Origin of the sequence: Klebsiella aerogenes, from assembly GCA_029027985.1 — a bacterium.
In the GTDB taxonomy this organism is placed as follows: Bacteria; Pseudomonadota; Gammaproteobacteria; order Enterobacterales; family Enterobacteriaceae; genus Klebsiella; species Klebsiella aerogenes_A.
Genome location: CP119076.1, coordinates 568,811 through 583,169, shown reverse-complemented (window position 1 = coordinate 583,169; position 14,359 = coordinate 568,811). Strand labels below are relative to the sequence as shown.

The 14,359-nt window shown below is 52.9% G+C and carries 14 protein-coding genes, 1 other RNA gene and 2 pseudogenes; 9 read left to right on the top strand and 8 right to left on the bottom strand.

The genetic code is table 11. From position 1 onward, the window contains the following. Positions 1–84: 84 nt before the first annotated feature. Together PYR66_02870 and PYR66_02865 are read left to right on the top strand one after the other, a co-directional pair. Positions 85–786 carry a pirin family protein gene (locus PYR66_02870; GenBank protein WEF28695.1) on the top strand — a complete coding sequence of 234 codons (702 nt, stop codon included), beginning with the start codon at positions 85–87 and terminating at the stop codon, positions 784–786. A 24-nt stretch (positions 787–810) separates the two neighbouring features. Then, the gene (locus tag PYR66_02865; GenBank protein ID WEF28694.1) at positions 811–966 is read left to right on the top strand and encodes a hypothetical protein; all 156 of its coding nucleotides are present in this window, start codon (positions 811–813) and stop codon (positions 964–966) included. 28 nt (positions 967–994) lie between these two features. On the opposite strand, the pseudogene PYR66_02860 reads toward PYR66_02865, so the two are convergent. The 7 genes and pseudogenes from PYR66_02860 to PYR66_02830 form a co-directional block, all read right to left on the bottom strand. Further along, a pseudogene (locus PYR66_02860) lies at positions 995–1,150 on the bottom strand (serine dehydratase subunit alpha family protein). A 527-nt stretch (positions 1,151–1,677) separates the two neighbouring features. Then, on the bottom strand, positions 1,678–2,088 hold the full coding sequence (locus PYR66_02855) for a hypothetical protein (GenBank protein WEF28693.1): 411 nt from the start codon (positions 2,086–2,088) through the stop codon (positions 1,678–1,680). A gap of 511 nt (positions 2,089–2,599) precedes the next feature. Further along, positions 2,600–2,980: RNase P RNA component class A (rnpB, locus tag PYR66_02850), an RNA gene on the bottom strand. Between the two features lie 32 nt (positions 2,981–3,012). Continuing rightward, positions 3,013–4,158, bottom strand: coding sequence for a glycerate 2-kinase (gene garK / locus PYR66_02845; GenBank protein WEF28692.1), 1,146 nt, complete (start codon positions 4,156–4,158; stop codon positions 3,013–3,015). Between the two features lie 65 nt (positions 4,159–4,223). Then, positions 4,224–5,114: a 2-hydroxy-3-oxopropionate reductase gene (garR, locus tag PYR66_02840; protein ID WEF28691.1), complete on the bottom strand. Its 891-nt coding sequence runs from the start codon at positions 5,112–5,114 to the stop codon at positions 4,224–4,226. Between the two features lie 30 nt (positions 5,115–5,144). Further along, positions 5,145–5,915 carry a 2-dehydro-3-deoxyglucarate aldolase gene (garL, locus tag PYR66_02835; GenBank protein ID WEF28690.1) on the bottom strand — a complete coding sequence of 257 codons (771 nt, stop codon included), beginning with the start codon at positions 5,913–5,915 and terminating at the stop codon, positions 5,145–5,147. Between the two features lie 80 nt (positions 5,916–5,995). Continuing rightward, a pseudogene (locus PYR66_02830) lies at positions 5,996–6,082 on the bottom strand (MFS transporter). 395 nt (positions 6,083–6,477) lie between these two features. Between PYR66_02830 and garD the strand changes: the two are divergent. Next, complete coding sequence (gene garD / locus PYR66_02825) at positions 6,478–8,049, top strand: galactarate dehydratase (GenBank protein ID WEF28689.1); 1,572 nt, start codon at positions 6,478–6,480, stop codon at positions 8,047–8,049. Positions 8,050–8,101: 52 nt separating this feature from the next. Here garD and PYR66_02820 read toward each other — a convergent pair whose 3' ends face one another. Continuing rightward, complete coding sequence (locus PYR66_02820) at positions 8,102–8,911, bottom strand: DeoR family transcriptional regulator (protein WEF28688.1); 810 nt, start codon at positions 8,909–8,911, stop codon at positions 8,102–8,104. Positions 8,912–9,178: 267 nt separating this feature from the next. On the opposite strand from PYR66_02820, the gene kbaZ reads away from it, so the two are divergent. From kbaZ to nagA, 6 genes are read left to right on the top strand one after another with little or no spacing between them, the layout of a single operon-like run. Continuing rightward, complete coding sequence (kbaZ, locus tag PYR66_02815; GenBank protein ID WEF30343.1) at positions 9,179–10,456, top strand: tagatose-bisphosphate aldolase subunit KbaZ; 1,278 nt, start codon at positions 9,179–9,181, stop codon at positions 10,454–10,456. Between the two features lie 19 nt (positions 10,457–10,475). Continuing rightward, positions 10,476–10,949 (top strand): PTS N-acetylgalactosamine transporter subunit IIB, encoded by a 474-nt coding sequence (agaV, locus tag PYR66_02810; GenBank protein WEF28687.1) that lies wholly within the window; start codon positions 10,476–10,478, stop codon positions 10,947–10,949. Positions 10,950–10,959: 10 nt separating this feature from the next. Then, positions 10,960–11,739 (top strand): PTS N-acetylgalactosamine transporter subunit IIC, encoded by a 780-nt coding sequence (gene agaW, locus PYR66_02805; GenBank protein WEF28686.1) that lies wholly within the window; start codon positions 10,960–10,962, stop codon positions 11,737–11,739. Beyond that, on the top strand, positions 11,729–12,607 hold the full coding sequence (gene agaE / locus PYR66_02800) for a PTS N-acetylgalactosamine transporter subunit IID (protein ID WEF28685.1): 879 nt from the start codon (positions 11,729–11,731) through the stop codon (positions 12,605–12,607). Before agaW ends, agaE begins: the two co-directional genes overlap by 11 nt. A gap of 16 nt (positions 12,608–12,623) precedes the next feature. Further along, entirely contained in the window at positions 12,624–13,058 is a 435-nt protein-coding gene (gene agaF / locus PYR66_02795; protein WEF28684.1) for a PTS galactosamine/N-acetylgalactosamine transporter subunit IIA, read from the top strand. Continuing rightward, a complete protein-coding gene (gene nagA, locus PYR66_02790; GenBank protein ID WEF28683.1) occupies positions 13,055–14,188 on the top strand; it encodes an N-acetylglucosamine-6-phosphate deacetylase in 1,134 nt (377 codons plus the stop codon). The genes agaF and nagA overlap by 4 nt, the downstream gene beginning before the upstream one ends. Positions 14,189–14,359: the final 171 nt, after the last annotated feature.

Genomic DNA, 14,359 nt, shown 5'->3' with positions numbered 1-14,359 from the left:
TTGAACATACCGGGCAGAATATCTGGCTAACAATACAGCGTCCATACCTTTACCATTGATTTAGTGTAAAGAGAGGTCAAGAAAATGATTACAACCCGAACAGCCAAACAATGCGGACAAGCAGATTTCGGCTGGCTGCAGGCCCGCTACACCTTTTCCTTTGGCCACTACTTCGACCCTAAATTGCTGGGCTACGCCTCGCTGCGTGTCCTCAACCAGGAAGTGCTGGCGCCGGGTGCGTCATTCCAACCGCGTACCTATCCAAAGGTCGATATCCTGAATCTGATTTTGGAAGGTGAAGCGGAATATCGCGACAGCGACGGCAACCACATGCAGGCGAAGGCCGGTGAAGCGCTGCTTATCTCAACCCAGCCGGGCGTGAGCTATAGCGAGCATAATCTTAGTAAGGAGCAGTCGTTAACGCGGATGCAGCTGTGGCTGGACGCCTGCCCGGAGCGGGAAAACCCGCTGGCGCAGAAAATAGCGCTAAACGATTCGCCGATTCAGCTAGTGGCGTCGCCCGACAGCAACGGCGACAGTTTACAGCTGCGCCAGCAGGTGTGGATCCATCACCTGCAGTTGGCGAAAGGTGAAGAGATAAACGTTCAGCTACACGGCCCACGCGCCTATCTACAGTCGATTCACGGCACGGTGCATGCCGTGGCAAAACAGGAAGAGAAGCAGGCCCTGACCTGCGGCGACGGGGCGTTTATTCGTGACGAAGCTAACATTACCCTCGTTGCCGATACGCCGCTGCGCGCTTTACTGATAGATTTACCGGTGTAAATACGGAAGCCCGGGAGTTTGTGAGTGAGTAAGAAGAAAAGCAGAAAAACCGCGCCGTCGACACCGCAACCGCGAGAAGAAGCGACGAGCACCGTCAGTTTCGGCTATGAGGAGATGCTTAGCGAACTGGAAGCCATCGTCGCAGAAGCTGAAATACGTCAGTCAGAAGAGCTCAGCTAAATCCCCGGCCTGACGCCGGGGTATGTGGTTAAGCGAGCTTGCTCGCCATTATCTGAATCACCTGCTTGTCAGTTTGCTGCATCGACTGACAAGCCAATGCGCACAGGTTTTTGATCGACTGCTCAACATCATGCGCCACAATGCCTTCATTACCCGTGACCGCCGTTTCATCGAACGCCATCAGCCCCACCTGAGGGCGTAACTAAGATTGTTTCCATCACAAAGTCTCACTCTTATTTGTAGGATTTATTGTTGATGCGCGGAGTTATACTCTGAAAATTATTAAGCGAGAAAATAGTAACGCGAAATGAAGAGAAAAAATTTGCCACGTTAGATGTCAGCGAGAACCGCCAGTAGAAAATAATTCTCTAAGAAGCGAAATATCAAGATCGTCGTTTCTCCCTTACTGAGGAACAGGAGATATTGCTTGTTCACGCAACATAGAGAAATAGCGCAACACATTGTTTTTAAATGAATTAATACCACCGGATTATTTCTTCATTAAGGCAGAGAACATTTATTCCGTGAGCTAACGCAAAATATTGTGTTAATAAGTTGTAATTCAGAAACGAAGAAAAAGATGATGACTATCACACTCGCGGGTGTAATTAGTTATTTACTTCGTTTTTTGTATTAACAACGTAAACAGTCAGCATATGATACTACCAAATAAAAGGCTGGGAAATCGGCCCCATTGCGGGGCCGATATGGTTACTCGCTCAACGCCTGAGAAAGATCTTTTTTAACCTGAGTACGCTGCTCCGGCGTCAGTACCTGATTGACGCCAAAATAGTACTTCACCCGATAATAGCGCATCTGCTGCTCAACTTTACTGAACGCCGCCAGCTGATCGTTAACCGCTTTTTCATTCCACTTACCGGAATCGATCACATCAAATAAAACGCCATCTTTAATATCTTTCTGCGAAACCTGCTGGACATTTTTTTCCAGGTCCTGATGCAGGCTCTTAATTTTAGCGACCTGATCTTTGCTCAACTTTAAATGCTGCACGATAGGATCCTGCGCGGGAGCTGGCGCCGCAGTCACGTCTGCGGCTTGTGCCGCCATCGAAAAACCCGCTGCCATGGTGGTGAGTAATACAATGCGAGAGATTTTGTTCATCTTGTTATCCTGAATTAACGTTTGAGATAAAACGACGTATTATTCCCTGGACAACGATGACGATGTGTAAAAAATCATAAGCACACTTTAAATATTAAAATAATAACATTCACCGTATGAATATTATTTTATTAATAATTCATCAAAACCATTTATTATTTTACCATTCGGATAGCGGTATCTTTATTATCAACGCTCAGTCGTATTGTAGGCAGTCATTCATCCTGATATCACTACCCGGATAGCAAAAACCCGCCGAAGCGGTTTTTTGCATAAAGAGGTGAAACTGACCGATAAGCCGCTTTCTTTTGCGTATAGCGTCGTGGACAGTCATTCATCCTGATATCACTACCCGGATAGCAAAAACCCCGCCGAAGCGTTTTTTTGCATAAAGAGGTGAAACTGACCGATAAGCCGCTTTCTTTTGGGTATAGCGTCGTGGACAGTCATTCATCCTGATACCACTACCCGGATAGCAAAAACCCCGCCGAAGCGGGGTTTTTACATAAATAGGTGAAACTGACCGATAAGCCGGGTTCTGTCGTGGACAGTCATTCATCTAGGCCAGCAATCGCTCACTGGCTCAAGCAGCCTACCCGGGTTCAGTACGGGCCGTACCTTATGAACCCCTATTTGGCCTTGCTCCGGGTGGAGTTTACCGTGCCGCGGACTGTTACCAGCCGCGCGGTGCGCTCTTACCGCACCCTTTCACCCTTACCTGATCCCGCTTGCGCGGGCCATCGGCGGTTTGCTCTCTGTTGCACTGGTCGTGGGCTGTGACACCCCCCAGGCGTTACCTGGCACCTTGCCCTATGGAGCCCGGACTTTCCTCCCCTCCGCCCGTCTCCCCCGAAGAGGACGACGACGAAGCGGCGACTGTCTGGTCAGCTTCGGCGCGCAGTATAGAGGGTTCCCGCGCCTTTGTCACCCCGCACAGCGCATTCCGATCGCCAGCGTCGCCGCAATATTTCGCGAAGCGCGGTAAATATTGTCGAATGCGCCGCGGAATGCCTCTTCCAGCGTCCCGATACTTGTCAGCACGCTGAATACCGCGTCAATGCCATAGTGGTGCACCACGCCAACATCGTGGGTCAGGCTGCCAGCAATACCAATCACCGGCTTATGATATCTCTTCGCCACACTCGCCACGCCAACCGGCACTTTGCCGTTGATGCTCTGGCTATCGAGTCGCCCTTCGCCGGTCACCACCAACGTGCAGTCATGAATATGCTCTTCCAGATTGAGCGCGGTCGTGACTATCTCGATACCGCTACGCAGTTCAGCGCCAAGAAACGCCATCAGCGCGGCACCCATCCCGCCCGCCGCCCCAGCGCCGGGCACATCTTTCACTTCCACGCGTAGCGATTTTTTGATCACCTCGGCGTAGTGGGCAAGATTACTGTCGAGCTCGGCAATCAACGCTTCGGTCGCCCCTTTCTGTGGGCCAAAAATACGCGAGGCTCCCTGCTCGCCAGTCAGCGGGTTCGTCACGTCACAGGCCACGCGGATAGCGCAATGTGTAAGACGCGGATCCAGCCCGGAAATGTCAATCGAGTTCAGGCTGTTCAGACAACCGCCACCGTCGCCGATCTCGGTGCCGTTGGCATCACAAAGCTTCGCGCCCAGCGCCTGTACCATCCCGGCACCGCCATCGTTGGTCGCGCTGCCGCCGATGCCGATAATAATGCTCGTCGCACCGTGTTCCAGCGCCTGTAAAATTAGCTCGCCGGTACCGCGCGACGTCGTGATAAGAGGATTACGTTTTTCCGGCGGCACCAGCGCCAGGCCGCTGGCCGCCGCCATCTCAATAAATGCGGTTTTACCGTCTCCTGACATGCCCCAGCTGGCATTCACTTTTTCGCCCAGTGGTCCGGTGACCCACGCCGAGAGCGCGGAACCCTGCGTGGCGGCAATCATCGCTTCAACCGTACCCTCGCCGCCGTCGGCAACCGGAACAGAAACATATTGCGCATCGGGGAAAATTTCCCGAAATCCTTTTTCTATCGCCTGTGCTACCTCGATGGCAGAAAGGCTTTCTTTATAAGAGTCTGGGGCAATTACGATTTTCATAGTTATGTAGCCTGACAGTGCCGCGCAAGGCAAGAATTGCAGGGCGCGCGAACACGCCCTTCTTGTTAGCGAGTGACTTCCACTTTCGCCAGTTTTTCGTAGTAGCATGCAAGAGCGCTATGGTCAGCCGTACCCAGGCCATCCGCGCGCAGCGCCTGCATCATCTCCATCACCGCCGCCGTCAGCGGCAGCTGAGCGCCCACGCCGTGTGACGTATCCAGCGCGTTCGCCAGATCTTTAATATGCAAATCGATACGGAAACCCGGCTTGAAGTTACGATCCATCACCATCGGCGCTTTCGCATCCAGCACGGTGCTGCCTGCGAGACCGCCGCGAATCGCCTGATAAACCAGATCCGGGTTAACGCCCGCTTTCGTCGCCAGAGTCAGCGCTTCCGACATCGCCGCGATATTCAGCGCCACAATGACCTGGTTGGCCAACTTGGTGACGTTGCCAGCGCCAATGTCGCCGGTATGTACCACCGAACCTGCCATCGCTTTCAGCAGATCGTAATACTTGTCGAAAATCGCTTTATCGCCGCCGACCATCACCGACAACGTGCCATCAATCGCTTTTGGCTCGCCGCCACTTACCGGCGCATCCAGCATATCCACGCCTTTCGCTTTTAGCGCGTCGCTGATTTCACGGCTGGCCAACGGTGCAATGGAGCTCATGTCGATAAGCACAGTCCCCGGCTTCGCCCCTTCAATAATGCCGCCTTCCCCCAGCGCCACGTCTTTCACGTGCGGGGAGTTCGGCAGCATGGTGATGATCACGTCGCACTGTTCGGCGATATCCTTCGCCGTGGCGGCGGTTTCGGCGCCTGCGGCAATCACTTCTGCAATGGATTCCGGGTTACGGTCAGCAACCACCAGCGAGTAACCTGCCTTGAGGAGGTTTTTACTCATTGGTTTACCCATAATACCGAGGCCAATAAAACCAACTTTCATTGTCATGTCTTTATCTCTCTCTACTGTCGATGGTGGTTATTTCTTAAAAGAATCAGCCAGTTTCTGGGTGGCTGAACGGAACACGCCAAGGTCGCTGCCAACGGCGACAAACGTCGCGCCCCACTCCAGATAACGACGCGCATCCGCCTCTACCGGGGCCAGAATGCCGCTCGGTTTACCGTGTTTCTTCGCGCTGGCGAAGATATGCTGGATAGCCCGCTGCACGTCAGGATGGGCGGCATTACCCAAATGGCCCAACGCCGCGGCCAGGTCGCTCGGCCCGACAAACAGACCATCGACGCCGTCGGTCGCGGCGATGGCCTCGACGTTATCCACCCCGGTCTGGCTCTCAATCTGCACCAGAATCGAGATGTTTTTATTGGACTGGGCGAAGTAGTCCGGCACGGTGCCGAACATATTGCCGCGATGAGAAACAGAGACGCCGCGGATCCCTTCCGGCGGATAGCGGGTAGAAACCACCGCCTGCGCCGCCTGCTCCGCCGTTTCAACAAACGGCACCAGGAAGTTGTAGAAGCCGATATCCAGCATGCGCTTGATGATGATCGGTTCATTGGTCGGCACACGGACCACCTGCGCGCTGTGGCTGCCTTTCAGCGCCATGAGTTGCGGGATAAGCGTCGTCACGTCGTTCGGTGCGTGTTCCGCATCAAGCACCAGCCAGTCGAAACCAGCCAGTCCCAACACCTCGGTACTGATTGGATTCGCCAACGCGCACCAGCAGCCGATTTGTACCTGATGGGCCGCCAGCGCAGCCTTGAATTTGTTCGGGAAAATTGCGTTATCCATGATTTTTACCTTGCGTTAATCGTTGCTTACTTCTGCAATTCCATACGTTTAATATCACCCGCCCAGTACGCTGCCGGCAAAACCGCGGTGACCACAAATATAATCAGCAGAATTAAATAGCGGGTCGGCATCCCTTTTTTCTCATCCAATGTAGAGTCCAGAATCATTTAAATATTCCTCAGGTACAGAACGCCTTTTATTATTTATTAAGTGGGTTCTTTAATATTTAATAGACGATATTAGAAACTAGCCACTCGCATACCGAATGCATCAAAAACATGACTCAGTATAATCAGCGAACAGTGGTCAGACACTATGCATAATCACAATATAAACCCAGTTAAATACATTTTAACTATGCAAATGCCACAAGACATGGGCGCTAACCCACAGTTCTTGCGATTGCCCGCCCCCCCGTGATGACGGCCGCAAAAAGGAGTGATTCAGATCACGTTTTAAAGCCAAAACTCCTGACATTCTTTATTCCATCATGCTGATGAGCAACCCCTGAATTAACGTTTCATATTATAATAAGCACCACCTGGCTGGAGATTACTGGACAATGGCTGACATTGAAATTCGACAACAGTCGCCGACGGCATTTTATATAAAAGTACACCCTACCGATAATGTGGCAATTATTGTCAACGATCGCGGGTTAGCTGCCGGAACGCGGTTTCCGGATGGTCTGACCCTCATTGAGCATATTCCGCAGGGCCATAAGGTCGCCCTTGTCGATATCCCCGCCCATGGCGAAATTATCCGTTATGGCGAAGTCATTGGCTTCGCGGTGCGCGCCATCCCGCAAGGCAGTTGGATTGATGAGTCGCTGGTCGAACTACCGACCGCGCCGCCACTGAACACCCTGCCGCTGGCGACCAAAGTGCCCGAGCCGTTACCGCCGCTGGAAGGGTATACCTTCGAAGGCTACCGCAATGCCGACGGCAGCGTTGGCACCAAGAATTTGCTGGGGATCAGCACCAGCGTGCACTGCGTCGCCGGGGTTGTGGATTACGTGGTGAAAATCATTGAGCGCGACCTGCTGCCGAAATACCCGAACGTCGATGGCGTGGTGGGGCTAAACCATCTGTACGGCTGCGGCGTGGCGATTAACGCCCCGGCGGCAATCGTGCCGATTCGCACTATTCACAATATCGCCCTGAATCCGAACTTCGGCGGCGAGGTCATGGTGATTGGCCTTGGTTGTGAAAAGCTGCAGCCGGAGCGTCTACTGCAGGGAACCGAAGACGTGCAGCCGATTGCTGTCGATAGCGCCAGCGTTGTGCGTCTGCAAGACGAACAGCACGTCGGTTTTAAATCGATGGTCGATGATATCCTGCAGGTTGCCGAGCGCCATCTGGCGAAGCTGAACGCCCGTCAGCGTGAGACCTGCCCGGCTTCGGAATTAGTGGTCGGTATGCAGTGCGGCGGCAGCGACGCCTTCTCTGGTGTGACCGCCAACCCGGCAGTTGGTTATGCTTCCGACCTACTGGTACGTTGTGGCGCGACGGTCATGTTTTCGGAAGTCACCGAAGTGCGCGACGCCATCCATTTGTTGACCCCCCGCGCCATCAACGAAGACGTTGGTAAACGTCTGCTGGAAGAGATGGCCTGGTACGATAACTATCTGGAGATGGGTAAAACCGATCGCAGCGCCAACCCCTCCCCGGGCAATAAGAAAGGCGGTCTGGCAAACGTGGTGGAAAAAGCGCTAGGTTCCATTGCCAAATCAGGCAACAGCGCCATCGTCGAAGTCCTCTCGCCGGGTCAACGCCCGACAAAACGCGGGCTGATTTATGCGGCGACACCAGCCAGCGATTTTGTCTGCGGCACTCAGCAGGTGGCTTCCGGCATTACCGTTCAGGTGTTCACTACCGGGCGCGGCACCCCTTACGGGCTGATGGCGGTACCGGTGATAAAAATGGCGACCCGTACCGAACTGGCCAACCGCTGGTACGACTTAATGGATATCAATGCGGGCACCATCGCCACCGGCGAAGAGACGATTGAGGAGGTCGGGCTGAAGTTGTTCGAGTTTATTCTCGATGTCGCCAGCGGACGTAAGAAAACCTTCTCCGATCAATGGGGGCTGCATAACCAGCTGGCGGTGTTTAACCCGGCGCCGGTGACGTGATACTTAGATATTCAGTCCTCTCCACTGCAGGAGAGGACTTTTGTAAAATGCTTCAGGCGCCAACTAAAATTACGTCTATTCCATTCTTCCGTAACCCCTCCAGGCTGTCAGCAGGAATGCCTTCATCAACGATAATCATATCGATACGCTGCGTATCAATGATTTTATGCAGGCTGGAACAATTAAATTTTGTGGAATCAGTGACCACAATAATTCGCTCAGCCACTTCACACATCCGACGATTAAGCCTCGCCTCATCTTCATTATGCGTACTGACACCACGCTCTAAATCAATGGCATCAACGCCGAGAAACAGCATATCGAAGTGGTAGTTCTGCAAAGATTGCTCCGCCTGGTCGCCATAAAAAGACTGCGATTGGCGACGCAGGTGCCCCCCTGTCATCAACAGTTCAACCCCTTCCGCTTCCAGTAATGCATTAGCAACGTTCATACCGTTGGTCATCGCAATCACATCGGTATGCTGGCGCATCAGGCGGGCAATTTCATAAGTGGTGGTACCTGAGTCCAGAATCACCCGATGCCCTGGCTTTATCAGTTCAGCGGCTGCCCTGGCAATACTGCGTTTTATTGCCGTATTGAGGGCGCTTTTATCTTCAACAGAAGGCTCCGGGGCTGGCGTGTGGCTGTCGCAAATCAACGCCCCACCATACGCACGAACGGCAATGCCCTGCTTTTCCAGGAATGCCAGATCGTTGCGGATAGTTACCGTCGACACGCCAAACAATCCGGAAAGATCGTTCACCTGCACACTTCCCTGCTGTCGCAACCGCTGGATGATCTGCTCACGCCTTTCGCTGGTGCCCGTTATGCGTTTGCCCGCAGAAGAGTCGGTATTGCTCATAAGAAATCCTTTGGTCAATTCTTTCGTTTCATTTCGTTTTGTCTATTAACGCCTTTCCTTTAACGGAATGCAAGCCCGGGAACGCATTATCCGCACGCTATATCACCGCTGAAACCTTTCATTACGTTTCTTTTGTGAAACAGATCGGAAAACCATTATCTTTCGTTTTATTTTCTAATGACCATAATGCAGTATTGATTGAAACAAAACGAAAGATCAATGCTGTAGTTATCTGACCTGGAGAGGAAAGTGAAACATCTGACTAAAATAGTGGAACAGCATAAACTGGGGAAGGCCAACGGGATTTATGCCGTTTGTTCCGCTCACCCACTGGTACTGGAATCCGCAATACGTTACGCCCACGCCAACGGCACACCATTGCTGATAGAAGCAACCTCCAATCAGGTTGATCAGTTCGGCGGCTACACGGGTATGACACCAGCGGATTTCCATAACTTTGTCCACCAACTAGCTGACTCACTTCATTTTCCCCAGGATCAGTTGATTCTGGGTGGGGATCACCTTGGCCCTAACCGCTGGCAAAACCTGCCAGCAAAACAGGCGATGGGTAATGCCGACGATCTCATTAAAAGTTATGTGGCAGCCGGATTTAAAAAGATCCATCTTGATTGCAGTATGTCCTGCCAGGGCGACCCCGTTCCGTTGACGGATGTCATCGTTGCTGAACGTGCTGCACGTCTGGCAAAGGTTGCCGAGTTAACCTGCGTTGAGCACTTTGGCGAATCGGATCTTGTCTACGTTATTGGTACCGAAGTTCCGGTTCCCGGCGGTGCTCATGAAACGTTAACCGAGCTGGAGGTCACTACGCCAGAAGCGGCACGTGCCACGCTAGAAGCTCATCACCATGCATTTGAAAAACAGGGTCTGGACGCTATCTGGCCGCGCATCATTGCTCTTGTTGTCCAACCCGGCGTGGAATTTGACCACACGCACATCATCGATTATCAGCCGCAGAAAGCCGTCTCGTTAAGCAAGATGGTAGAAGCGTATGACACGCTGGTATTTGAAGCACATTCGACGGATTATCAGACCCCGCACTCTCTGCACCTGTTGGTGAAAGACCACTTTGCGATCCTGAAAGTTGGCCCAGCCCTGACCTTCGCTCTGCGCGAAGCACTATTTTCCCTCGCCGCAATCGAAGAAGAATTACTGCCTGCAAAAGCCTGTTCCGGACTCCGTCAGGTACTCGAAACGGTAATGCTCGATCGCCCGGAATACTGGCAGAGTCATTACCATGGAGACGGCAACGCGCGTCGCCTGGCCCGCGGCTATAGCTACTCTGATCGGGTTCGTTACTATTGGCCGGACAGCCAGATTGACGATGCTTTCGAACGTCTGGTGCGTAACCTGGCTGACGACCCTATCCCACTACCACTGATCAGCCAGTATTTACCTTTGCAGTACGTAAAAGTGCGCGAGGGAGATCTCAACGCAACACCGCGAGAACTCATCATCAACCACATTCAGGACATACTGCAGCAGTACCACACCGCCTGCCTGGGCGTTACATCCCAAAACGGATAACAACGAAGAGGAAAACGCTATGCCAAATATTGTGTTATGTCGTATCGACGAACGGTTAATCCACGGTCAGGTTGGCGTGCAATGGGTCGGATTTGCGGGAGCCAATCTGGTGCTGGTCGCCAACGATGAAGTGGCTGAAGATTCCGTCCAGCAGAACCTGATGGAAATGGTATTGGCAGAAGGAATTGCCGTGCGCTTCTGGTCACTGCAAAAAGTCATCGACAACATTCACCGCGCCGCCGACCGGCAGAAAATTTTGCTGGTCTGCCGCTCACCCGCAGATTTTCTCAGGCTGGTTGAAGGTGGCGTTCCCGTCACGCGTATCAACGTGGGAAATATGCACTACGCCAATGGCAAACAACAAGTTGCCAAAACGGTTTCTGTCGACGCTCATGATATTGCTGCGTTCAACGGCCTGAAAGCTGCCGGCGTGGAATGCTTCGTTCAGGGCGTTCCGACAGAACCCGCGTTGGATCTCTTTAAACTACTTTGAGGGATTCATAATGGAAATCAGTCTGTTGCAGGCTTTTGCGTTGGGTATTCTCGCCTTTATTGCAGGCCTGGATATGTTCAACGGCTTAACGCATATGCACCGCCCGGTGGTGCTTGGGCCGCTGGTTGGCCTGATTCTGGGCGATCTGCATACCGGTATTTTGACCGGCGGTACTTTGGAACTGGTGTGGATGGGCCTGGCACCGCTGGCTGGCGCTCAGCCGCCGAACGTGATTATCGGTACCATCGTCGGGACAACCTTCGCCATTACCACTGGCGTGAAGCCTGAAGTTGCCGTCGGCGTCGCCGTGCCGTTTGCTGTTGCGGTGCAAATGGGGATTACTTTCCTGTTCTCTATCATGTCGGGGGTTATGGCGCGTTGCGATCGTATGGCCTCAAACGCCGATACCGCAGGGATTGAGCGGGTGAACTATCTGGCGCTGCTGGCGCTTGGGACGTTCTACTTCTTATGCGCCTTCTTGCCTATTTACTTTGGCGCAGAACATGCAAAAACGGCAATTGACGTTCTGCCAACGCGTTTGATCGACGGCCTGGGCGTCGCTGGCGGCATTATGCCTGCCATTGGGTTCGCAGTACTGCTGAAAATCATGATGAAAAACGTGTATATCCCCTATTTCATCCTCGGTTTCGTGGCCGCCGCCTGGCTTAAACTCCCGGTGCTGGCGATCGCCGCCGCTGCGCTGGCCATGGCACTGATCGATTTTCTACGTAAATCCCCCGAGCCTACTGCCCCAGAAGCACAGAAAGAGGAATTCGAAGATGGCATCTAATCAAACGACGCTACCGAACGTCTCCGATACCGAAGAGACGCTCCTTTCCGGCACCAATGAGAACGTCTATGAAGACCAAAAAATCGGTGCGGAGCTGACGAAAAAAGATATTAACCGCGTGGCCTGGCGTTCAATGCTGCTACAAGCTTCCTTTAACTACGAACGTATGCAGGCTTCCGGCTGGCTGTACGGTTTACTACCCGCATTGAAAAAAATCCACACCAACAAACGTGACCTGGCGCGCGCCATGAAGGGTCATATGGGCTTCTTCAACACCCATCCGTTTCTGGTGACCTTCGTTATCGGCATTATTCTTGCGATGGAGCGCTCTAAGCAGGATGTAAACAGCATTCAGAGCACCAAAATTGCCGTGGGCGCACCGCTTGGCGGGATTGGCGATGCGATGTTCTGGCTGACATTGTTGCCCATTTGTGGCGGTATTGGAGCCAGTCTGGCACTTCAAGGTTCGATTCTTGGCGCGGTGGTTTTCATCGTGTTCTTCAACGTCGTGCATCTCGGTCTGCGTTTTGGTCTGGCGCATTATGCTTATCGCATGGGGGTCGCGGCCATTCCGCTGATCAAAGCCAATACCAAAAAGGTTGGGCATGCGGCATCTATCGTCGGTATGACGGTGATTGGCGCGCTGGTTGCCACTTATGTACGCCTTAGCACCACGCTGGAAATTAACGCAGGCGATGCGGTGGTGAAACTTCAGGCGGATGTTATCGATAAGCTGATGCCTGCATTTTTGCCACTGGTCTATACCCTGACCATGTACTGGCTGGTGCGTCGCGGCTGGAGTCCGCTACGCCTTATCGGCATCACCGTAGTACTCGGTGTCGTAGGTAAGTTCTGTCACTTCCTGTAAATACAAGGGGCTGTAGATGATAGGTATTATTTTGACGGGCCACGGCGGATTTGCCAGTGGAATGGAAAAAGCCATGAAGCAAATCCTTGGCGAGCAGTCGCGGTTCATTGCCATCGATTTTCCGGAGACCTCGACCACCGCGTTGCTCACCTCGCAGTTTGAGCAGGCTATTGACGAACTAGGTCATCAGGAAAATATCGTTTTTCTGACCGACCTTCTGGGTGGTACGCCGTTTCGCGTCGCCTCAACGATGGCGTTGCAATACACCGGGTGGGAAGTCATCACCGGCACGAATTTGCAGCTGCTGCTGGAAATGGTAATGGATCGTGAAGGGTTAGACAGCAAAACTTTTCGTTTACAGGCGCTGGAGTGCGGGCACCGTGGGTTAACCAGCCTGGTTGATGAACTGGAACAGTGCCGCGAGGAAAAGCCCGTTGAGGAAGGGATATGACGCAAATTCTGCGCGCCAGACGTCTTCTTACAGAATCTGGCTGGCTTGACGATCATCAATTACACATTGAAGAGGGCGTCATCACTGCGTTAGAGCCAATTCCCACGGGTATCGCGCAGCGTGACGCAGAACTACTTTGTCCGGCATATATCGACATCCACGTGCACGGTGGCGCGGGTGTCGATGTCATGGATGACACTCCGGATGCGCTCGACAAACTGGCGATATATAAAGCACGTGAAGGGGTAGCCAGTTGGCTACCCACCACCGTTACCGCGCCACTGAAACAGATTCACGGCGCGCTGGAACGCATAGCCCAACGCTGCCATTCCGGCGGGCCTGGTGCACAGGTGTTGGGAAGCTATCTGGAAGGGCCGTACTTCACGCCGCAGAATAAGGGAGCGCATCCGCCGGAGCTGTTCCGCGAGCTGGAGCTTCGCGAACTGGATGAGCTGATTGCTATTTCCCGGCAAACCTTACGCGTAGTCGCGCTGGCGCCGGAAAAATTCGGCGCTTTACAGGCGATTCGCCACCTGAAGCAACAAAATGTGCGGGTGATGTTGGGCCATAGCGCGGCCACCTGGGAGCAAACTCACACCGCCTTTGATGCAGGCGCAGACGGATTAGTGCACTGCTATAACGGCATGACCGGTTTACATCACCGGGAACCAGGTATGGTCGGCACAGGGTTAACTGACCCACGAGCATGGCTCGAACTTATCGCTGACGGGCACCACGTTCATCCGGCAGCCATGAAACTGTGCTGCTGCTGCGCAAAAGATCGGCTAGTACTAATCACCGATGCGATGCAGGCCGCCGGTATGCCCGACGGGAGCTATACGCTATGCGGCGAAAACGTCGAAATGCATGATGGTATCGTTCGAACCGCTTCCGGCAGCCTGGCGGGAAGTACACTGTCAGTGGATGCGGCGGTTCGCAATATGGTCTCGTTTACAGGGATCGCCGCAGTAGAGGCCATTCATATGGCTTCGTTGCATCCAGCTCGTCTGTTGGGCATCGATCACCAGGTGGGATCGCTAAAAGCGGGTAAACGCGCCAACATTATCGCTCTTGATGAGCGCCTGCATTTACAACAAATCTGGATTCAGGGTCAGTCTTTCCCCCTTTAACCCTTTCATTTTGCCTCATATTGGCCTGCGGTCTCCGATCGCAAGGCCTTTCTTTTCCTTTCGCTTCATAAAACCCTGATCCTGCCTGCATTAAATCTATTCATTGAATGATCAATAAGATAACAAGGGTCTGTGCTAATGCGATCACAAATTTCGTTTTATTTCATTTCG